Origin of the sequence: Arachidicoccus ginsenosidivorans (genome assembly GCF_007971385.1) — a bacterium.
GTDB classification, from domain to species: domain Bacteria; phylum Bacteroidota; class Bacteroidia; order Chitinophagales; family Chitinophagaceae; genus Arachidicoccus; species Arachidicoccus ginsenosidivorans.
The window spans coordinates 3,904,512-3,926,065 of the sequence record NZ_CP042434.1; the positions used below are offsets into that span (position 1 = coordinate 3,904,512).

The following is a 21,554-nucleotide window of genomic DNA, read 5'->3' on the forward strand; positions in this document are numbered from 1 at the left end:
GTAATTCTTTTTAATTATCTGATTATTATGTTGTTACGTTTTTTCTATTGAAAAGAGAACAGGAAAGCTGGCAGCCTGGCTGCTAGCTTTCCTGTAATGATTTTAGACCTATAGTCGGAATTGTCCCTTTATTTTTTGGTTTCCTTGGCCCAACTATCTTTCAGGCCGACAGTGCGGTTAAAAACAGGTTTTCCATCTGCCTCTTTTTCTTTATCCTGGATAAAATAGCCTTTGCGTAAAAATTGATAAGACAATCCTGGTGCGTCTTCCAAAATAGCCGGTTCTGCCAGTGCAGCATTGTTAATGACCAGCGACTGCGGATTTAAATGATCCTTGTACTCGCCCTCTGCACTATTCATATCTTCTACCGTAAATAAACGGTCATAGAGTTTCAGGGTTACAGGGGTATTTTTGGTTGCACTGACCCAGTGCAAAGTGCCTTTTGCTTTAAGCGTTGTATCGCCGCTGCCACTTTTGCTTTCCGGAAAATAAGTACAGGCTATCTCTGTGATATTACCATTTTCATCTTGTTTAAATTGATCACAACGAATAATATAACCGTATTTCAACCGGACCATTTTACCTGGGGCTAAGCGGAAGAACTTCTTTGGCGGATCCACCATAAAATCTTCTCTTTCGATATAGAGTTCCTTGGTAAAAGGAATCTTTCTATAAGTTTTCTGTTCCGCTTCAGGATTGTCTTCTCCTTCTAAGTATTCCACCTGATCCTCTGCAAAATTGGTAATAACAAGTTTGACAGGATCAAAGACCACCATTCGCCTGGTGGCTGTTTTATTCAGATCTTCTCTGACAAAGAATTCCAATAGACTCAGATCAATGAGATTCTCCCGCTTGGCGACACCTATTTGTCTTGAAAATTCCCGGATGGACTTAGGCGTATAACCTCTTCTGCGCATACCGGAAATAGTCGGCATTCTGGGGTCATCCCAACCCTCAACAATTTTGTCACTTACCAGCTGGAGCAGTTTACGCTTGCTCATTACTGTATAAGTCATATTCAGTCTCGCAAATTCATACTGATGGGAGGGGAAAATCTCCAGTTTTTCAATCAGCCAATCATAAACTGGCCTATGCGGCACAAATTCAAGTGTACAGATAGAATGCGTAATGTGTTCAATACTATCACTTTGTCCATGCGCAAAATCATACATCGGGTAAATACACCACTGGTCACCGGTTCTATGGTGAGTCGCGTGTTTGATTCTATATAATAAAGGATCGCGTAACAACATATTTGGAGCGGCCAGGTCAATTTTGGCCCGAAGTACCTTTTCGCCGTCTTTAAATTTACCCGCACGCATCTGCTCAAATAATTGCAAATTCTCCTCAATAGAGCGAGATCTATAAGAGCTAGCCACGCCAGGTGTTGTGGGGGTGCCTTTTCCGGCAGCGATTTGTTCGCTCGTACTGTCATCCACATAAGCAAGCCCCTTTTTAATTAGGGTGAGGGCAAACTGATATAGCTGTTCAAAATAATCAGAAGTATAAAGCTCTTGGTCCCAATCAAACCCGAGCCATTTAATATCCGCCTTGATACTTTCTACGTATTCAGTTTCTTCCTTTTCAGGATTTGTATCGTCAAATCGCAAATTGGTCCGGCCATTATAGTGCTCGGCCAGTCCAAAGTTCAGACAAATACTTTTGGCGTGCCCGATATGGAGATACCCATTGGGCTCGGGCGGAAAACGGGTCACGATTTGATCGTATTTGCCGCTTTTTAGGTCGTTTTCTATAATCTCCTCGATAAAATTCAGTGACTTTTCTTCTGACATATATTAAATAATCTTTTCTGCTAATTTGTTTTTCGGGACAGCTTTAACGGTCCAGTGGCTCAAAATTACAATAAAGGCAGCAAACACTTGCTGCCTTTAGCTTAGTTCTGTAATAAATCGATCCGTGAGGCTCCGATTATTGGTATCCCAGTATCTTCATCATGCTTTGCGCACTTTGTTCCTTCGCATATACCCAGGTATCCAGCTGACCGTTTTTGTCATATTCCACGATAATGTGTTTGGGGGAAGGGATCAGGCAATGCTTGATGCCCCCATAGCCGCTGATCTGATCCTGATAGGCACCTGTATGGAAAAAGCCCACATAAAGCGGTTTTTTGTTTTCCTCATCTTCCACTTCCTGGCTTTTTGTTTTAGGCAAAAATACCTCATTGATATGCTCTTCGGAGTCATAATAATCGTGTCCATCACAGGTAATGCCACCCAGGACAACTCTTTGGTATTCATTATCCCATTTATTAATGGGCAACATAAGAAATTTTTCTCCAATACCCCAGGTGTCTGGCAGGGTGGTGATAAAGGAGGAATCGATCATATACCAGGTTTCCCGGTCATTTTGTATTTTTTCGCCGATAACTGAGTAGATATGTGCCATGCTTTCACCTACGGTGAAGCTGCCAAATTCTGTAAAGATATTGGGCATGGGCACTTTTGCCTTTTTGCAGGCCTTTTTGATATTACCAACGATCTCATTGATCATAAACTGATAATCATACTCAAAGGCTAGGGAGTGCTTGATTGGAAAACCACCACCGATATTAATACTATCGAGTTCAGGGCAGATTTTTTTCAACTGGCAATAAAGGTTGATGCTTTTATTCAGCTCAGACCAATAATAAATATCGTCTTTGATCCCTTTGTTTAAGAAAATATGCAACATCTTCAGTTGGAACTTATCTTCATTGCCCTCAATCTCATCTACATAGAATTCCAGGATATCCCGGGCTTTTATGCCTAGCCTGGAGGTATAAAATGGGAAACTCGGCTCTTCTTCTGCCGCAATACGGATGCCTAGCTTGAATGGCTCTCCCGTCCGGATGCGCCCCTTATACATCTGTAATTCTTCCTTGTTATCCAATACCGGAATCACATTTTTAAAGCCTGAATTAATCAGTTTGGCAATGCGGCTGGTATAGGATTTTTGTTTAAAACCGTTACAGATAATATGGGTGTCTTTAGAGATCTTCTTTTTCTTGTATAACGCATTGATGATCTCAATATCGTACGCATAGGAGGTCTCCAGATGAATATTGTGCTTCAGGGCTTCCTCCACCACAAAGGAGAAGTGGGAGCTTTTGGTGCAATAGCAATAATAATATTCTCCTTCGTATTTGTGCTTTTTAAAGGCTTTTTCAAAATATTCTTTCGCACGGTTGATATTGATACCGATTTTGGGTAGGTAGGTCAACTTAAGTGGGGTACCATACTTCTCAATAATCGGCTTGAGATCAAGTCCATTGAATTCCAGGTAGCCGCTATTTTTATTGAGGTCAACACCTTCCTGTGGAAAGTGGAAGGTTTGTTTCACCAGATCGGTGTACGAATTATTCATCTGCAAATAAAGGTAAAAATCTGAGTATAAATTTTTAACGCCACAAAAGTAACTTAAATATTTGGATGCTGTTTTGGTTATGGTCTGATTATTTTAAAGGAATCCCAATCTTTTGGGATTCGGTCTCAACTGGCACCTCAAAAGAAGCACCTAATCGAAAGCGTCTGGCTGATTGGAGCTACCTGACAGTGGCAAAACTGTAAATGCAGCAAGAGGAAAAAGCAAAGCCACAATAGGTTATGGCTGTTGAATAATTAAAAAGGACAGCATCCTTATAAAAAAGAGCTGTCCTTTTCAGTTGACTCGCCATGAGATAAGTTAAGTTAAATTACATAGCTTAAATCAAGGATTGTCTTGTTTTATTTTACAGAATCAACCAGTGCTTTGAAAGCCTCTGGCTCATTCATAGCCATGTCAGCCAAAACTTTACGGTTCAGCTCAATGCCTTTTTGGTTTAACTTGTGGATAAATTCACTGTAGGTTAATCCTTCCTGACGGACACCTGCGTTGATACGGGCGATCCATAACTGACGGTATTCGCGTTTTTTAAGTTTACGGCCTACATAGCTGTAGGTCATTCCTTTTTCAACGACGTTTTTGGCGACGGTATATACGTTTTTACGTTTGCCGTAAAAACCTTTGGCCTGTTTTAATATTCTCTTTCTTCTTGCCCTTGATGCTACTGCATTTACTGAACGTGGCATATGCTATGATTTTAAACCGGGTAGCCGGTGATTTTTAAATTGATTTTTCCTTTAACTGTACGCTAACTGCACTCTTATGTTTAGCTAATCTTTAGCTAAACGTTCTTATTTTAAACGGAGTAAACGCTGCACAAAATGTTTGTGAGAAGGGGCTACTGTACCCATGATACGAAGCGCTCTTTTACGTTTAGTGGATTTTTTAGTAAGAATGTGGCGTTTGAAAGGTTTTTGGTGCATCAATTCGCCGGTACCTGTAACTTTGAAGCGTTTTTTTGCGCTTGAGTTTGTTTTAACTTTAGGCATAAATTTAGATAATCTAAAAGATTACACTCTGCTGGCGGTTTCACCCCATGTGAAACACTTGTTGAGCCTTACGAGTAATAGTTTCCCATTTTGGGACGGCAAAGGTAGTCAAATTAAATGAACTTTGGCAAAAATATTTTTAATATAGGTAAGAACCAGCTCTAATATACACACATTTATTTGTTTTTCAATTAACTTTGCGCTCACAAATGACAATCAATCGCATAAGAGAGGTAATTAACAAATCCGTTCATTTATTCTTTACGCAGCTGAAATACAGCGTTTTAATGCTAAAAAGAAGGATGACTGAAAGGCAATTTCTTATTTTTTGTTGCCTGGTTGTAGGTTGTCTGGCCAGTCTGGGCGCCATTGCTTTAAAGCTGTTTGTGGTTAAGCTGGAACATTTTTTCTTTGAAAGTTCTGAATTAGGGGATATTGTCTGGTATCAGGCGCTGACACCGATTTTGGGCATCGGACTCAGTAGTCTGCTTATTGAAAAGGTTTATAAATCATCGTTTAAAAAAGGGAATGATAAAATTGTCTATGCCATAGCCAAAAAATCCTCTGATTTACCATTTAGCCAGTGTTATTCTCATATTACTACGGCAGGGTTAACGGTAGGTCTGGGCGGTTCCTGCGGCCTTGAATCACCGATGGTGGCCACAGGAGCAGCGATCGGCTCGAATCTGGGGCGTGCTACTTTTTTGCCTTATAAGGAAAGAACGCTTTTACTGGCCTGCGGGATTGCTTCTGGAATATCTTCTGCATTTGGTGCACCAATTGCCGGAATATTATTCGCACTGGAAGTATTGATGATTGAAGTATCCATAGCTTCTTTTATTCCTTTATTAATGTCTTCGGCTACAGGCGCATTACTGGCAAAAGTATTATTAGGAGACAATGTACTGCTGACTTTTAATACGATACGCTCTTTTGATTATAATAATATATTCCTTTATCTGGGACTAGGCTTATTAGCTGGTTGTCTTTGTCTGTTTTACTCCAGGGTTTATCACTGGATGGACCATAAATTTGCAGCAATGGGCGGGCCCGTCAAACGCTGGCTGGTTGGTTCCTTATTATTGGGTGTGCTGATCTTTTTATTTCCACAGATCTTTGGAGAGGGGTATATCTTTATCAAGACCCTGGCAGAGACCGGGCAAATTCCACATAACTCGATTTTGATCGCACATACACACAATGAATGGCTCATCTGGCTATTTATCTGTGGTATCATGATCTTTAAGATTTTCGGAACGGCATTTACCATTATGGGCGGCGGTAATGGAGGCAGTTTTGCTCCATCACTGGTCATTGGAGCGCTATTAGGCTTTGTCTTGGGGCGTTTCTTCCAACTGTTAGGCTACACGGATGTGCCGATTACCAATCTGATCGTAGTCGGGATGGCTGGTATGCTGAGCGGGCTCTTTTTTGCGCCACTTACGGCCATATTTCTGGCAGCCGAAGTAACCAATGGTTATTCCTTATTTATTCCCTTAATGATGGTAGCGGCCATTAGCTTTTTTGTGGTAAAGTCCTTTGAACCGCTGTCTCTGGAGATGAAAAGGCTGTTTCAGGAGTCAGAGCTGGATCCCACAGATAAAGACCGTTTTGCCCTAAGCCGGTTGGAACTCAGGTTCTTAATCAGTAAAGATTATCCGGTTTTTCAATTAAATACGGACCTTACAGCTATGCTGGAAATGATCCGGTCTTCAGATAAGGATGTATATGCCGTCGTAGAAGCAGTAGAAGAGCAGGGTAATGAAAATGGTAAAAAACAACTGTTAAAAGGGGTGATCTATCTTAATGACATCAAAACGATTCTTTTTGATGACAAAAAAAGAGAGGAAAATAAAAAAGTGACGGCTGGTGATCTGATGATGAAACAAATTGCCCTGACCATTAAAGATGACATGCATTCTGCTATCCATAAGTTTGAGAAACTGCATTCGGCCAAAAACGTACTGCCGGTGGTGGATGAAAATGGGAACTGGCTGGGCTTTATTTCTAAAGCTTCGATTTTGGATAAATACCGTAGTGAAATAATCCGAATGGTATAATTGGCGCATTCTAAGCAAAGATATCCTTGAAACCTATTATCTTTGCACCTTATTCGCCCGTCTGATATACGGGTCCATATTTTTAATGGAACATTGGGCTTCTGGAAATGATTTTTTAAAAGATCATTATAATTCCAAAATCACCTGATGTCAGAAAAATTATTTTTAGATGGCAGTATTACACAACCGTGTCTCCGGTGAGGAGCTGAAAAAGCGTTTAATGGAAGAACCATTTAAGCGCATCACTATTAGTTATTACAAGTATTTTCCTATTGTTAATCCCCAGGAGTTCAGAGATGAACTATATAAGGCGCTATTTCCCCTGGCTGTTTTTGGCCGTATTTATGTCGCCAAAGAGGGGATGAATGCACAGGTCAGTGTACCTGAACACCACTACGAAGCTTTTAAACAGTATATTCACGGTCTGGAACATTTGCAGGATCTGCGACTCAATGTAGCGGTGGATGATGATGGAAAATCTTTCTGGGTATTGAAAATCAAGGTCAGGGAGAAAATTGTTGCCGACGGTATTGAGGATCCCGCATTTAATATGGAGCGCAAGGGAAAATATGTCAATGCCGCTGAGATGAACAGGCTATTGGAAGATCCGGAAACCACAGTCATTGATATGCGCAATCATTATGAATATGAAGTGGGGCATTTTGAAAAAGCCATAGAAATCCCTTCAGATACTTTCAGAGACCAGCTACCCATGGCCCTGGATGCTTTAAAAGGCAAAGAAGATAAAAATGTGGTGATGTATTGTACGGGCGGCATCCGATGTGAGAAGGCCAGTGCTTTTATGTTGCACAACGGCTTTAAAAATGTCTATCACCTGGAAGGTGGGGTCATTCATTATGCACATCAAATTAAAGAGCAAGGTTTGGATTCTAAATTTATCGGGAAAAACTTTGTCTTTGATAACCGGCTGGGGGAAAGAATCACCACCGATGTCATTGCGCATTGCCATCAGTGTGGTAAAGCCTGTGACACCCATACCAATTGCAAAAATGATGGCTGTCATTTGCTGTTTATTCAGTGTGAAGAATGTAGGGAAAAATATCAAGGCTGTTGTAGCCAAGAGTGCCTGGATACCCTTGAAATGCCTTTAGAACGGCAAAAACAACTCCGAAAAGGTATTGATAAGGGCAGAAATATATTTAATAAATCGAAGGTTAGGATTCGACCCAGATGGGAAGAATTGCATGGCCATGCTGGTAGTGAAAAGAGCGAGGAAAAGTAAGGCGCTCATTTAGCGTTGTATTCCCTGATGACATTCTTAGCGTACTGCACGAAGATATTTATGATCTTCAGGATAAGCATCGCAGCATGCAAACAGTAGATATAAAAGCAAGGTCAAACGACAATAACCAAAGACTAAACATGGCTGGAAGAGCCGTTGGATCTTGAGGGGTATCCACTTTATTGGGTTAGTTCTGAGCAGATCAAAAGCCAGAATAAAAAGGGCCGGAAACAAAGTGATCCAGAAAATAAAAAAAATCAACAGGTTTGTATTTATAACCAACATAAAGCCTACGGGGGCAAATGTTCGGGAGATATGTCAGGCAGGCAGAAATAGATGGAAAATAGGAAATCAGGGCTACAATAGTCAAAAAAACGGCTATAGTCCTGGTTATAAATTTTCACTCAACTCATTTAGTAGTTATCGTAATTATTATCAGTGCCTTCAAATAGCACATATGATTAATTCCTTTGTGGAACATCGTTCCGATTTCGTTCAATTACTACAGCAGCATAGTAAACAAACAGTTAAAAATCTGTGGAAAAAGCTCATGGAAACCTAGTAAGCAACCACACTAGATGAAAGTCTTTTTGAAATAAAAGGGAGGTACCAAATTAGGCTTAAAAGCAAGTGTTCCCAACGTTAAAAGGGAATGGTGTAAAAAAATATCAACTCATCCCTACACAAAGCTGTTGGTCTCTTAAAAATATTAAGCGTATGAAATGATGCATAAAGGGCCAAAAACTTAGGGGATGGTCAAAAACAGTCCAGGGGAGGAGCCACGCCCTAAATATAATTAGGCATTTAAAGAATTAGCCGCTGAATTGCTGCCCAATATCAGTACTGTTGTATGTGTTTAAATTGTATTGTACGGTTATATCGTTCTGCTAAATTTATCTATTTTAATTTTTTCAATATAATTTTAAACGTACTGGGGATTGTATCTCTAATCTGCTGAGACTTCCGATATTGCTTCCGTTCAGCGATATACTTTTCGTTTTCAAACGTTAATAATGCAGATGTTTGGCTTCCGTCAATAAAAGATAAAAAGCCGTGTCTAAGTTTGTTATTCGATTTATCTGTAAAGGAAAAATGTAGTAATGAATCTCCCTTTTTGCTATACCCCGCGAAGGTCGAAGTACGTAGATTCCCTACATCAGCTAATTCATCGATAATTACCTTTCCATTTTTTTCAAAACGATACCAACCGAAAACAAGATATAAGTTGTTACCTGGTGTAGGAGCGGCTGTTTTTAGAATTATAGTAAGAGACTCCTTGCTGGTTTTCCATTCCCAAGTACCATTAAATTTATTCATTAGGGTGAAATCCATATCCTTAATAGGATCATTGCTTCTCTTTTGTTGCCCGATTGCGCAGTGGAATATTAAAAGCAAAGCACTTATGATTATTATTTTCTTTTTCATCTGTTTATATTTTACAATTTTTGACTTTTAAATTTTCCGTATCAGAATTTAATCCTTTACATTCTGGGAACAGATTATTAATTTATAAATATTTCCTACTAATTACAATTTATTACATTAATACTGTCATTTGAATCGATGGACAATTGACCAAACGTGCCATTTGAATCTTGTTTTAATAGAGTAAGTCCAGATTTTAGTAGTCCTAAAGCTTTTACCAAAGCTTTTTCGTTATCACTTACACTGTTTGTATTATTGAAACCGCATATTTGTAAAGTCAAATCAATGATGTAATCCGATGCATTTGGCGCAGTGTCATAAACGCTAATCGGAAAGAAATATAAGCAAGTTTGCGTTTGTTTTTCAAAACGATAATTGAATCCCAATAGCAAGTAAGCTGCCAGTTATTTACACAAAGCTCGGCGCGAATATTTATAAATACCTAAGATGCCTTACGGTCAGGCCATTGTTAATCAGTTGTTTTAAAGAATCAATGCCAATTTTAATATGATTGTCTACGTAGGATGAGGTGACTTTTTTATCACTCTCTGCCGTTTTAACACCTTCTGCCACCATGGGTTGATCACTGACTAGTAGTAAGGCGCCAGTCGGAATATGGTTATAGAATCCAACGGTAAAAATGGTGGCTGTTTCCATATCTACTGCATATGCCCGGATTTTGGTCAGGTACTTTTTAAAAGCATCATCATGTTCCCAGACTCTCCTGTTAGTGGTATAGACGGTCCCCGTCCAATAATCTACTTTATAATCTCTGGCCGTAGTGGAAATGGCTTTTTGCAATGCAAAGGCTGGAAGTGCCGGCACTTCAGGAGGGAAATAATCATTGGAAGTCCCTTCGCCCCTGATGGCCGCAATGGGCAGAATTAAATCCCCGATCTTATTTCTTTTTTTCAGGCCGCCGCATTTACCTAAAAATAAGGCTGCTTTGGGTTTTATGGCAGAGAGCAAATCCATAATGGTGGCTGCCCCGGGGCTACCCATGCCAAAGTTTATGATCGTAATATTACCCGCCGTGGCACATTGAAAGGGTTTATCCTTGCCTACAACAGGAACATTATTCCACTTTGCAAACTTCTCCACATAATTGGCAAAATTGGTCAGCAGGATATATTCCCCGAAATTTTTCAGTTTTTCTCCGGTGTAGCGTGGCAGCCAGTTGGTCACGATCTCATTTCTGTTTTTTAATGGCATACTATTATCCTTAAGTTTAGCGCGTTTATAAATTTAAATGCTGTTGGACTACAAAAAGGTCAGGGACGTCTTTATTAGCATCTCCTAAAAGCTTAGTCGTTACCCATTGCCACTCTGTGTTGCCTATCCACCACGAATATAGTTAAGCTTTGATGAAGTCCCAAAATTTAGGCAGAGGTGTTTGGGGGGCTGATTTACATCCAGATCTAAAATAAATGATGGCTGGTGGCAGGCTTTCGGTGGTAGATGCTTACTTTTGGTCCTATGTTAGAGATCCAGTTTCCGGAACCGGATTTTAGGTTTCAGGGAGATCAAGGCCAGGAAATGATCTGGGATACTATCCGCCGAAAATGGGTGCGGCTCACACCTGAGGAGTGGGTCCGGCAGAATTTTGTCCGTTTTCTGACCGGTGGGATGGGGTATCCGCCTTCGCTTATCGCCATTGAAAAGCAGATTCGGCTGGGAGAAATGAGTAAAAGGTTTGATATAGCTGTTTATTATAATACTAAACCTTGGTTGGTAATCGAATGTAAAGAGCCAGATGTGGCCATAGATCAGAAGGTTCTTGAGCAGATTCTGCGCTATAATTCCAGATTAACGGCCACTTATCTGGTGCTGACAAACGGATATCAACATTTTGGCTGGGAAATTCAAAGTGGCGGATTCAAGCTACTGCAGGCACTGCCTGACTGGCCCAGCAACCTTTAAAATTAAGGTAAGAATTGAAAATTTTATAAAATATTCAAACTAACAAGTGTTTGGGTGATCATTTTTATATAATTTTGCAAAGCAAAGGGTCCTAAACATAAAAGAGATATGCGAAAATACTGGTGGAAAATACTGGCGTTTATAATTTTAATGTATGTATGTACAGAAGGTTTTTTGGTCAAAGTTCCGGTTTTGGAAGGCCGGTTACAACAATCCGTCAGAAATCTGTTCTTCCATGTGCCCATGTGGATTGCGATGATGATTCTACTGTCCGTTTCTGTTGTCTATGCCATTAAATATCTGCGTACCGGCAATAAAAAGGACGATATTATTTCATTGGAATTCGCGCGTACAGGTCTGTTATTTAGTTTCATCGGACTTTTTACCGGCATGATCTGGGCTAAATACCAATGGGGGCGGCCTGGAGTAATGATCCTAAGCAGACCGGTACGGCGATGGCTATTTTGATTTATTGTGCCTATTTTGTGCTAAGAGGTTCCATGAATGATATTGATAAGAAAGCCAAAATAGGGGCGGTGTACAATATTTTTGCGTTTTGTATGCTCTTTCCTACGCTTTATATTATGCCCAGAATGACAGAAAGCCTGCATCCAGGCGGCCTGGGCAGTCAAGGCAACCCAGGACTTAATCCAAATGACACCTCCGCTGCATTAAAAACGGTCATGTATCCTGCCTTTATCGGCTGGACATTACTGAGTGTCTGGGTAGCTACTTTATTTGTCCGTTACAGAACTTTACTGGAGAAGAAACTGGATCGGGCTTTAGGCTAAAAAGCGTTTGGATCTGCTCATCATTTTTATATTATCGTAAAAGTACAATTTGTAATAACCCAATCATCCGACAAAAAATAGTTTAATCAAAACATGATTTGCTTTCAAAAAATGGCAGCAAGTCCAATCATCATCATCATTTATCAAAAAGTCACTTAATCCCATGAATATTCTAAAAAAAGCCTTAGCTACAGTTCTTGTATTTGCGGTTGGTATGACCGGCGTTTTATTTGCCCAAACCACAGCAGCAGGAGCGGGGAGTGAAGACTTTATGGATAGCAATGGAAAAATCTATGTTGTTGTCGCGGTAATCGTACTGATCGTTATCGCCCTATTTGCCTATCTGTTTTACTTGGATAGAAAGATAGCCAGAATGGAAAAGGAGCATGATCAACAATGATTTAAAATCCATAAACATTCAAACAATGGCAGAACAAAACAGTTTCTTTGAAAATGTCAATAAGAACTTTGACAGAGCCAGCCAATTCACTAAATGGCCCCAGGGCCTGCTTGAGCAGATTAAAGCTGCAAACTCCGTATTAAGATTAAGATTTCCATTGAAAAGAGATGATGGTTCACTGGAAGTAATTGAAGCCTACCGGGTACAACATTCCCACCACAAAACGCCTTGTAAAGGCGGGATTCGTTTTAGCGAAAATGTCGATCAGGATGAGGTCATGGCGCTGGCCGCGCTGATGACCTATAAATGTGCCATCGTCAATGTACCTTTTGCAGGAGGTAAAGGGGGCATTAAAATCAATCCAAAGAAGTACAGCGAATTTGAGTTACAGAAAATTACCAGACGCTATACTTCTGAGCTTATAAAAAAGAACTTCATCGGACCCGGTATTGATGTACCGGCACCTGATTATGGTACCGGTGCCAGAGAAATGGCCTGGATCCTGGATACTTATATGTCCATGAATCCCGGGATGATTGATGGTGCAGCATGCGTAACTGGTAAACCAGTCTCTCAGGGAGGCGTAAGAGGACGCACTGAAGCTACAGGACTGGGTGTTTTCTATGGCGTAAGGGAGGTCTGTAATACCCATAAAGTGATGGACAAGGTGGGGCTTTCCTTAGGTGTGGAAGGCAAACGTGTTATTATTCAGGGTTTGGGTAATGTAGGTTTTCACTCCGCCAAATTTTTCAGAGCCTTCGGGGCCAAAGTAGTGGCCATTGCGGAGTATGAAGGGGCGATCTATTCTGAGCAGGGGCTTAACGAGGAAGAAGTGTTCAAACACCGCAAGAAAACCGGATCAATTTTGAATTTTCCGGGTGCAACCAATCTTCCCTCAAGCAATGCAGCACTGGAAACCGAATGTGATATTTTGATTCCTGCTGCTCTGGAAAGTGTAATTAACGAAAGTAATGCAGACAGGGTCAAGGCGAAGATTATCGGGGAGGCCGCCAACGGCCCACTCACGCCAGAGGCAGATGCGATCCTCAATGCCAAAGGTGTAGTGATCATTCCTGATATGTACCTGAATGCGGGCGGGGTAACCGTTTCCTATTTTGAGTGGCTGAAAAACCTTAGCCATGTCCGTTATGGACGGATGGAAAAACGCTTCACAGAAAATATGAATAAGCAGATTTTAGCGCAACTAGAAGATCTGACCGGTAAGAAAGTCAGCAGCGCGGAAAGAGCATTTATAGAACATGGAGCCGATGAGGTGGATCTGGTTTACAGTGGTCTGGAAGAGACGATGGTTTCTGCTACCAGAGAGATTCTGGAGGTCTGGAACAGTAATGACGCCATCCCGGATATGCGCACTGCAGCCTATATCGTGGCCATTAATAAAGTAGGTACATCTTATGATGAACTAGGTATTTTCCCATAAAATATTGATAGTAAAACATTAAACAACCATCCTTTGTCTAAACAATGGAATCAGGGATGGTTGTTTATTGAAATCAAATTTTGCTAAGGAATTGCTGAATAATTGCTGTAATTTTGCAATTGCAAACAATAAATTTTTAGACTTTTATTTTCTCAACATGACCAGCGAACATTTAAAAGATATAAGAGACCGCCTATTGGTTTTGAGGAGGTTTCTTTGACGTCGAGAATCGACGACAAAAATTAGAGGAAGACAGAATGTTGAGTGTGTCTGCCGGTTTCTGGGATGATAATGTCCGGGCAACGCAGACCATGAAAGAAATACAGATTCTGGAGTACTGGATACACCTTTATGAAAGCGTAGAAACGGCCATAGAGGACTTTGCTGTGCTCTTTGAGTTCTGGAAAGCTGGTGATGCAACAGAACAGGAAACCAAGCAGGCCTATGACCTGGCGCTTGAAAAGCTGGAAGAAGCAGAATTTAAAAGTACGCTCAATAAACCTGAAGACGAATTGCCGGCAGTGGTTCAGATTAATCCGGGTGCCGGAGGAACAGAAAGTCAGGATTGGGCAGAAATGCTGCTACGCATGTACAGAATGTATGGAGAAAAACAAGGTTGGAAGGTTACTGAATTAGATTATCAGGAAGGCGACCAGGCTGGTATTAAAAGTGCCACCCTGGAATTTGAGGGCAATTTTGCCTATGGATTTTTAAAAGGAGAGAGTGGGGTGCACCGGCTGGTGAGGATTTCCCCATTTGACAGTAATGCCAGAAGACATACCTCTTTTGCTTCAGTATATGTGTATCCCTTAATCGATGATACCATTGAAATTGAGGTGAACCCAGCGGATTTGCAATGGGAATTCTATCGCAGTGGTGGTAAGGGCGGTCAAAATGTCAATAAAGTAGAAACAGCCGTCCGCTTAAAACATACACCTTCTGGAATCATTGTGGAATGTCAGCAATCCAGAACGCAGGGTGAAAACCGAGAAATTGCGCTGACCATGCTTAAAAGCCGGCTCTATGAAGAGGAACTTAGGCGCAGGCAGGAGCTACAGGACGCTAATAATGCAAGTAAGAAAAAGATAGAGTGGGGATCCCAGATCCGCAGTTATGTCTTTCACCCTTATAAAATGATTAAAGACCATCGCACCGATTATGAAACAGGCAATATACAACCCGTCATGGATGGAGAGTTGGACGGGTTTATTAAAGCGGGCCTTATGAGTCATGATTCGGAGGATTAAATGATTCTCACCGTAAACAGCGTAATCAGCAAGCATTGGGTCTTGTAGCATTGTATATGTTACAGAAAAGCTAGGTAAACAATCCATACGAAAGCAAAAAGTGATTCATTGTCGCTCTTATTTTTCTTAAATAAATTCTCTAAAACCGGTACATTCAGGTAGTTATTGACAGTTTGCAACTTTTTTCTTAAAAATGGCCGTAATACCTGATGACCGTTTTTGCAAAAAAAAGTAGTACTTCACACATATTGAATCAGTAGTTAATTCATGTCACCAATTAATACGCCACCAGACAAAGGCTTAAATTCCAAATCAAATAAAGCGCTCCTTGTTACAAGGTTTCAGGAGGTGTTGAGGCGAGAATTTCCTTTTTTGCTAATGGCCTCAAAAAAGACCGGAGGCCTGCAACAGTACCCTGGACTGCGCCCCGTACTACTGGCCATCAGTGGTGGAATGGATAGTATGGTTCTTGGAAGATTGCTATTTGAAGTAGGGATGCCGGCTATCTGGGTTCATTGTAATTTTAGCTTAAGGGATAAGGAGAGTGATCGGGATGAAGCCTTTGTAAGGACGCAGGCTGCAGCGCTTGAAATACCCCTGATTGTAAAAACTTTTGATACGACTTCTCAGTCCAGGGAATGGAGGATGTCCATAGAAGAAACAGCCCGTAAACTACGTTATGATTTTTTTGCCAGCCTGATAAAGGAAGCTGCACCAAAAGCTGATCTGGCACCCTTATCTACGATGGATCCCGAATTAAGGCCCAGGTATTTAATGACGGCGCATCACGCCGAGGACAATATTGAAACCTTGCTTTTGAACTTTTTAGGGGACGGGTATTGGCGGCATGCATGGTATGCCCCAAAAAAATGACTACATACTAAGACCCTTATTAAATATCAGAAAACAGGAATTATTGGATTATGCCCGCCAAACATCCTTAGAGTGGGTGGAAGACGCTACCAATCAATTAACGGATTATACCAGAAATTATTTGCGTCATGAGATTTTACCGGCGCTCAAAAAGCCATACCCGGCTATAGAGGATAACTTGTTGGACAATATCCAAAGATTTAAGCAGACAGAAGTATTATACCGCAAAGGGTTGCAGTATTATAAAAAACGACTGTTTAATATTATGAACGGCCAATTGCATCTTAGTGTTTTATTGCTACAAAAATCTGGCATTGCCGCTACACTTTTGTGGGAGGCTTTAAAACCTTATGGATTTGGGGCCAGGCAGATTTTTGAGGTGGAAAAATTATTAATGGCTGACAGCGGAGCCTATCAGGATAATCCTGCTGGCACTTTCCGGGTTTTGCGTAATCGGGCACATTTGGTTGTAACAGCGCTCAGTGCAGAAAAGGCAGGTGTAGTGGTGATTGAAAAGGTGGACGCGACCGTGGATTTCCCTGAGGGCCACTTGATACTTAAACTACAAAATGATGGGCAAAATGAAAGTGACACTGAAAGTGGCACTGAAAATATAAATGACAATGTTATTAAAAAGAAAGGTGCAGGTTTAAAAATTATTGCAGATCCGACCTTTGCCCAGCTGGATCTGGCAATGCTGACATTTCCATTACTGTTAAGAAAATGGAAGCCCGGGGACTATTTTTATCCCTTAGGGATGCATAAAAAAAAGAAAATTGCCCGTTTTTTGATAGATCAGAAGGTAGGGTTACATGAAAAAGAACATATTTGGGTACTGGAAAGTCAGCAAAGAATTGTCTGGTTAATCGGTTGGCGCATTGATGAGCGCTTTAAGATTACCCCAAAAACGAAAAATGTACTTAAAGTGCATTTCAGGGATCACGATCATACAAAAAGAAAAAGTTAAACAATTAAGTTAAACTGTAGGGTACAAGGCACAAACGATTGCCTGAATAGGCAGGCAGCTCAACTGAATGTGCTATATTCGCAGTTCAAAATCTAGTATTTATCATGGCAAATCAAAAGGAAAAGAACCCACAAGGACCTGAGCAATTAAATATTGAGATCAGTGAGGAAGTCGCGGAAGGCACTTACTCAAATCTGGCCATTATTACCCATAGCAATGCAGAATTTATTGTAGATTTTGTGAATGTCATGCCAGGAAATCCTAAAAATAAGGTGAAGTCAAGAATCATTCTGTCACCGATGCATGCTAAAAGGTTACTGGGTGCACTGGCCGACAATGTCCGCCGATTTGAAAGTGAAAACGGAGAAATCAAGGACCTGGATGCCATTGAGATTCCGATGAACTTTGGCGGTCCAGCTGCCCAGGCATAAGATTTTCTACTGCTTCGAGCAGCTATAATCATGTTTTTAATCAAGTACAAATTATAATTCTATGAGTCTAGGTTATTTTAATTATCCATTGCCGGCCAATGAACCGGTTTTGGGATATGCGCCCGGATCTGCTGAAAGAGCAGCCCTCAGTAAGGCTATTGCCGATGCTAAGAAAAAGAAGTTAGAAATTCCTATGTATATCGGTGGTCGTGCTGTAAGGACCGGAAAGAAAGTAGAAATCCGTCCTCCCATGAACTCAGCCATTCGCTGGGCTTTTTCCATCGTGGGGAAGAAAAACATATAAATCAGGCCATTGACGCAGCCTTAAAAGCCAAAAGCGGTTGGGAAGCCATGCCATGGGAAGACCGTGCAGGTATTTTCTTAAAAGCAGCAGATCTGATCGCACAAAAATACCGTGCCCAACTCAATGCGGCTACCATGCTGTGCCAGAGTAAGAACCCTTACCAGGCAGAAATTGACAGCGCCTGCGAATTAATTGACTTTTTACGTTTCAATGTTCATTTCTTAAGTGAGATTTACCGTCAGCAGCCCAGTGATGCACCAGGCGTGAAAAATCGCACTGAATGGCGTCCATTGGAAGGCTTTGTGCTGGCACTGACACCATTTAACTTTACCGCTATTGCTGGTAATCTGCCGACCAGTGCAGCGCTGTGTGGCAATGTTGTCGTCTGGAAACCAGCTGATTCTCAGGTGTATAGTGCGCAGTTAGTGATGAAGATCCTTAAGGAAGCCGGATTACCTGATGGTGTTATTAATCTGATTTATGTCAGCGGTCCTAAATTGGGTAAAATTGTTTTCTCCCATCCTGATTTTGCTGGTATTCATTTTACAGGTTCTTCAGCTGTATTTAATACCATCTGGAAAACCATCGGTGAAAATATCAGCCGTTATAAATCCTATCCAAGGATCGTCGGTGAGACAGGAGGCAAGGACTTTGTAGTCGTCCATAAATCTGCTAATGTAGACGAAGCGGTGACTGCCCTGGCCCGTGGAGCCTTTGAATATCAAGGCCAGAAATGTTCTGCAGCCTCAAGGGCGTATATCCCTTCCAATCTGGCTGATAAGATCAAATCCAAGTTGATTGCCACTGTTAAGTCATTTAAAATGGGACCAGTGGATGATTTTAGTAATTATATCAATGCCGTGATTGATGAGAAAAGCTTTGACAAGATAGCAGCCTATCTGAAAGCCGCTGCAAAAGATAGAAAAGCAAGTATTCTGGTAGGTGGTAACTGTGACAAAACAGAAGGATATTTTATTGAACCAACCATTATTGAGGCAAAAGACCCCAAGTATGTGACCATGTGTGAGGAGATTTTTGGCCCCGTGCTGACGATCTATGTCTATGATGCTGAGAAGTTTGAACAGACACTGGATCTGGTAGACAGTACGTCACCCTATGCCCTGACAGGTTCCATATTGGCTCAGGACAGAACGGCTATAGCCCTGGCAACAGAAAAACTGCGTTTTGCGGCCGGCAACTTCTATGTCAATGATAAGCCAACGGGTGCCGTTGTAGGACAACAGCCTTTTGGTGGTGCCAGAGCTTCAGGAACCAATGATAAAGCAGGTAGCGCTTTAAATCTGTATCGCTGGTTAAGTGCCCGTAGTATTAAAGAGACACTGAACCCTCCTGTGGATTATACCTATCCATTTTTGGCTGAGGATGCAGAGTAGCTTTTTGCAATAAATACAAATTGAAGTGGCGCAATATTCTAATTTGTGCGCATACAATAATAATGTATCATAATAAAAATCCACTTTCCTAAAGAAAGTGGATTTTTTATAATGCTTTGTATCTCCATGTAATTTTGCAAATAAATTCGGAATTCTACAGAAAAAACATATATTTTTGCGCCGTAAATTACGAGTATTCTTATATTAAATTAGATAAATATATTATGCGACAAATAGCCTTTCGTGAAGCATTGCGTGAAGCGATGAGTGAAGAAATGAGAAGAGATGAGCGTGTTTTCTTAATGGGAGAAGAAGTAGCTGAGTATAATGGTGCTTATAAAGTTAGCCAGGGTATGCTTGCTGAGTTCGGTCCTAAACGTATCATTGATACGCCTATCTCTGAATTAGGCTTTACCGGCGTGGCTGTGGGTGCTGCTCAGAATGGCTTATTGCCTATCGTTGAATATATGACCTGGAATTTTGCCGTACTGGCGCTGGATCAGATATTAAATACGGCTTCTAAAATGCTGGCAATGAGTGGTGGTCAGATCGGCTGCCCTATTGTACTGCGCGGACCAAACGGCAGCGCAGGTCAGCTCGGAGCGCAGCACTCGACTGCTTTTGAAGCTTTATATGCTAATATCCCGGGGATTAAAGTGGTATCTGTCTCTAATGGCTATGACGCAAAAGGATTACTCAAACAAGCCATTCGTTATGAACAGGATCCAGTAATTTTCATGGAGAGTGAAGTAAGTTATGGGGATAAGAGTGAAGTTCCTGAAGAAGAATATTATATTGAACTTGGAAAGGCGGATGTTAAAAAGGCTGGCAAGGACGTAACCATTGTTTCTTTCAACAAAATGATGAAAGTTGCACTCGCCGCCGCAGTGGAATTAGAAAAGGAAGGAATCAGTGCTGAGGTGATCGATCTGAGAACCATCCGACCTTTGGACTGGAGAACGATCCTGGAAAGTGTTAAGAAAACCAATCGTTTGGTGATTGTGGAAGAACAGTGGCCATTTGCGTCTGTCAGTTCAGAAATTACTTATAGAATCCAAAAAGAAGGTTTTGATTACCTGGATGCGCCTATCCGCAGAATTACGGCAGCTGATGCACCTATGCACTATGCGCCAACCCTTGTTGAGGCCTATTTGCCAAGTGTTGCAGGGGTGGTAAAACTGGTAAAGGAAGTAATGTATCTAAAAAAATAGGCGTGGATGGGCTGATTCATACCGACAATAATAAATTGCCGGAAGTTCTAAATGCTCAAAATAAACATATAAAATACAAGTATTCTCTTGTGTTGCAAAAAAAAACCGCCATATAGGCCGGGAGATCCTTCCCAGCTTATATGGCGGTTTTTTTGCATAAATTATAAGCTAACGAACAAATGAAACAAGGTCGGTTATAAATAGCTTTAACTTCATCTTAACCTGAATTTACCGCTTTGTTGCATCACCAAAGGATTGAAAACGAGTAAATTTATGACAGCGCATTGATTTTATATGGATCTTTTATTTAGTATGATGATCTTTCTGTTTACCGAAAAAACCGCTGATATTGTAACTAGTTGTTCGTTTTTATATGCCTGGACTACAACAAATAAAATTATTCAAGTACCCTTTTATATTCAATAGCAATGAAAAGGCAGTGGCTACAGCTGGAAGCAGACTAGGGGCGCTAATAATCGGTACTTTATTGTTGGGCGGGCCAGCAACTTGCAGGCACAATCCGATTTGCCTGTGGGCGGTACGCACAATAGCAGCCATCTAAAGCCGCCCAATAAGCTACCCCAGCAATCAGCAAGGTTAATTTCAGGGTATGTTTATGAAACATTCACGTCTAAAAAGCCAGTACCAGCAGCTATCATTAAAGTGTCTGATGGGTTTACAACCTCGACAGACAAAACAGGGTTTTATCAGATAAATTTAAAAAGGGGTGATACGGTTCGTTTTTATGATCCAACCGGCAGGCTTGCCGTTACTTACCCAGCTGCATACCTGTTGTTTTATCAGCATTTTAATGTGTATTTGCAAGATCCCGAATATTTAAAGGGACAAATGGATTTGGGCCATGAATTAGCCGAGGTCAAAGTAACCGGACGTGATTATCTAAAGGATTCACTGATGCGTAGGTACCTGTACAGCGATATTTTTGCATATAAAAAACCGACGCTTGCAGATGCGGTCACCGTTCCCAAAATCGGCAAAGTCCCTATTCCTATTGCCCTAGGCGTAAGCGTATCAGGGGTTATCCGTTGGTTGCAAAGTCAGAAAAATAACAAAGATCTGCGCTTTAAGCAATTTGCATTTTACGCGGAAGATGAAGGCTATATTAATCACCGGTTATCCCCCTCCACCATTGAGCTATTTACAAGAATAAAAGATGAAGATTCCATCCGCTATTTTAAGAACTATTACCGCCCAACTGCCCTGCAGCTAAGAGACATGAATGATTTGGAACTTGGGCAGTATCTGATGAAAAAGGCGCATGACTTCCGTATAGGTGCATTGCCACAGAACGCACCTTCTTTTCCAGATTATCAAAGGATGTATCAACATGCGCAAAATTTAAATGAAACGAAAACTTCAGAAGATACAACCTTGCCTGTTAAACAAAGATAGGTCGCGTTTGACCACTAAAAGATAGTGACGGGCAATCGCGTCAGCTGGATAAATAGACTGGTTT

The 21,554-nt window shown here is 41.1% G+C and carries 22 protein-coding genes; 16 read left to right on the forward strand and 6 right to left on the reverse strand.

Annotation, left to right across the window (positions count from 1 at the left end; translation table 11 throughout):
• Positions 1-128 precede the first annotated feature (128 nt).
• The 4 genes from FSB73_RS15730 to rpmI all read right to left on the reverse strand — a co-directional run bounded on the left by FSB73_RS15730 (position 129) and on the right by rpmI (position 4,370).
• Positions 129-1,793 carry a glutamine--tRNA ligase/YqeY domain fusion protein gene (locus tag FSB73_RS15730; RefSeq protein ID WP_146784262.1) on the reverse strand — a complete coding sequence of 555 codons (1,665 nt, stop codon included), beginning with the start codon at positions 1,791-1,793 and terminating at the stop codon, positions 129-131.
• Between the two features lie 136 nt (positions 1,794-1,929).
• Positions 1,930-3,363, reverse strand: coding sequence for a type III PLP-dependent enzyme domain-containing protein (locus FSB73_RS15735; protein ID WP_146784265.1), 1,434 nt, complete (start codon positions 3,361-3,363; stop codon positions 1,930-1,932).
• 359 nt (positions 3,364-3,722) lie between these two features.
• On the reverse strand, positions 3,723-4,067 hold the full coding sequence (rplT, locus tag FSB73_RS15740) for a 50S ribosomal protein L20 (protein ID WP_091393504.1): 345 nt from the start codon (positions 4,065-4,067) through the stop codon (positions 3,723-3,725).
• A gap of 105 nt (positions 4,068-4,172) precedes the next feature.
• Complete coding sequence (gene rpmI, locus FSB73_RS15745) at positions 4,173-4,370, reverse strand: 50S ribosomal protein L35 (protein WP_146784268.1); 198 nt, start codon at positions 4,368-4,370, stop codon at positions 4,173-4,175.
• Positions 4,371-4,579: 209 nt separating this feature from the next.
• On the opposite strand from rpmI, the gene FSB73_RS15750 reads away from it, so the two are divergent.
• The 3 genes from FSB73_RS15750 (at position 4,580) to FSB73_RS15760 (ending at position 8,235) form a co-directional block, all read left to right on the forward strand.
• A complete protein-coding gene (locus tag FSB73_RS15750; protein ID WP_146784271.1) occupies positions 4,580-6,430 on the forward strand; it encodes a chloride channel protein in 1,851 nt (616 codons plus the stop codon).
• 169 nt (positions 6,431-6,599) lie between these two features.
• Positions 6,600-7,673, forward strand: coding sequence for an oxygen-dependent tRNA uridine(34) hydroxylase TrhO (trhO, locus tag FSB73_RS15755; RefSeq protein ID WP_146784274.1), 1,074 nt, complete (start codon positions 6,600-6,602; stop codon positions 7,671-7,673).
• A gap of 235 nt (positions 7,674-7,908) precedes the next feature.
• Positions 7,909-8,235, forward strand: coding sequence for a hypothetical protein (locus FSB73_RS15760; protein WP_146784277.1), 327 nt, complete (start codon positions 7,909-7,911; stop codon positions 8,233-8,235).
• Positions 8,236-8,570: 335 nt separating this feature from the next.
• Here the strand turns inward: FSB73_RS15760 and FSB73_RS15765 are convergent, their stop codons facing one another.
• Positions 8,571-9,098: a DUF6705 family protein gene (locus FSB73_RS15765; RefSeq protein ID WP_146784280.1), complete on the reverse strand. Its 528-nt coding sequence runs from the start codon at positions 9,096-9,098 to the stop codon at positions 8,571-8,573.
• 432 nt (positions 9,099-9,530) lie between these two features.
• Positions 9,531-10,310: an AMP nucleosidase gene (locus FSB73_RS15770; protein WP_146784283.1), complete on the reverse strand. Its 780-nt coding sequence runs from the start codon at positions 10,308-10,310 to the stop codon at positions 9,531-9,533.
• Positions 10,311-10,574: 264 nt separating this feature from the next.
• Here FSB73_RS15770 and FSB73_RS15775 point away from each other — a divergent pair, with 264 nt between their 5' ends.
• The 13 genes from FSB73_RS15775 to FSB73_RS15825 all read left to right on the forward strand — a co-directional run bounded on the left by FSB73_RS15775 (position 10,575) and on the right by FSB73_RS15825 (position 21,490).
• Entirely contained in the window at positions 10,575-11,018 is a 444-nt protein-coding gene (locus FSB73_RS15775; RefSeq protein ID WP_146784286.1) for a type I restriction enzyme HsdR N-terminal domain-containing protein, read from the forward strand.
• Between the two features lie 108 nt (positions 11,019-11,126).
• Positions 11,127-11,486: a cytochrome c biogenesis protein CcsA gene (gene ccsA, locus FSB73_RS25250; RefSeq protein ID WP_225974069.1), complete on the forward strand. Its 360-nt coding sequence runs from the start codon at positions 11,127-11,129 to the stop codon at positions 11,484-11,486.
• Positions 11,429-11,809 carry a hypothetical protein gene (locus FSB73_RS25255; RefSeq protein ID WP_225974070.1) on the forward strand — a complete coding sequence of 127 codons (381 nt, stop codon included), beginning with the start codon at positions 11,429-11,431 and terminating at the stop codon, positions 11,807-11,809. Before ccsA ends, FSB73_RS25255 begins: the two co-directional genes overlap by 58 nt.
• Before the next feature lie 163 nt (positions 11,810-11,972).
• Positions 11,973-12,209 (forward strand): CcmD family protein, encoded by a 237-nt coding sequence (locus FSB73_RS15785; RefSeq protein ID WP_225974071.1) that lies wholly within the window; start codon positions 11,973-11,975, stop codon positions 12,207-12,209.
• A gap of 25 nt (positions 12,210-12,234) precedes the next feature.
• Positions 12,235-13,650 (forward strand): Glu/Leu/Phe/Val family dehydrogenase, encoded by a 1,416-nt coding sequence (locus FSB73_RS15790; protein ID WP_146784289.1) that lies wholly within the window; start codon positions 12,235-12,237, stop codon positions 13,648-13,650.
• Positions 13,651-13,807: 157 nt separating this feature from the next.
• A protein-coding gene (gene prfB / locus FSB73_RS15795; protein ID WP_394344797.1) for a peptide chain release factor 2 occupies positions 13,808-14,897 on the forward strand; the annotation gives its coding sequence in 2 pieces (ribosomal slippage) (positions 13,808-13,855 and positions 13,857-14,897; 1,089 coding nt in all).
• 267 nt (positions 14,898-15,164) lie between these two features.
• Positions 15,165-15,770 (forward strand): ATP-binding protein, encoded by a 606-nt coding sequence (locus FSB73_RS15800; RefSeq protein WP_146784295.1) that lies wholly within the window; start codon positions 15,165-15,167, stop codon positions 15,768-15,770.
• Positions 15,754-16,737 carry a tRNA lysidine(34) synthetase TilS gene (gene tilS, locus FSB73_RS26830; protein ID WP_158639577.1) on the forward strand — a complete coding sequence of 328 codons (984 nt, stop codon included), beginning with the start codon at positions 15,754-15,756 and terminating at the stop codon, positions 16,735-16,737. The genes FSB73_RS15800 and tilS overlap by 17 nt, the downstream gene beginning before the upstream one ends.
• A 104-nt stretch (positions 16,738-16,841) precedes the next feature.
• Positions 16,842-17,168, forward strand: a complete 327-nt coding sequence (locus FSB73_RS15810) for a DUF3467 domain-containing protein (protein WP_146784301.1) — start codon at positions 16,842-16,844, stop codon at positions 17,166-17,168.
• A gap of 61 nt (positions 17,169-17,229) precedes the next feature.
• Entirely contained in the window at positions 17,230-17,472 is a 243-nt protein-coding gene (locus FSB73_RS25265) for a hypothetical protein (RefSeq protein WP_225974072.1), read from the forward strand.
• Positions 17,436-18,866, forward strand: coding sequence for an L-glutamate gamma-semialdehyde dehydrogenase (gene pruA / locus FSB73_RS15815; protein WP_225974843.1), 1,431 nt, complete (start codon positions 17,436-17,438; stop codon positions 18,864-18,866). The genes FSB73_RS25265 and pruA overlap by 37 nt, the downstream gene beginning before the upstream one ends.
• A gap of 224 nt (positions 18,867-19,090) precedes the next feature.
• Entirely contained in the window at positions 19,091-20,077 is a 987-nt protein-coding gene (locus FSB73_RS15820; protein WP_146784304.1) for a pyruvate dehydrogenase complex E1 component subunit beta, read from the forward strand.
• 531 nt (positions 20,078-20,608) lie between these two features.
• Positions 20,609-21,490, forward strand: coding sequence for a peptidase associated/transthyretin-like domain-containing protein (locus FSB73_RS15825; protein ID WP_146784307.1), 882 nt, complete (start codon positions 20,609-20,611; stop codon positions 21,488-21,490).
• Positions 21,491-21,554 lie beyond the last annotated feature (64 nt).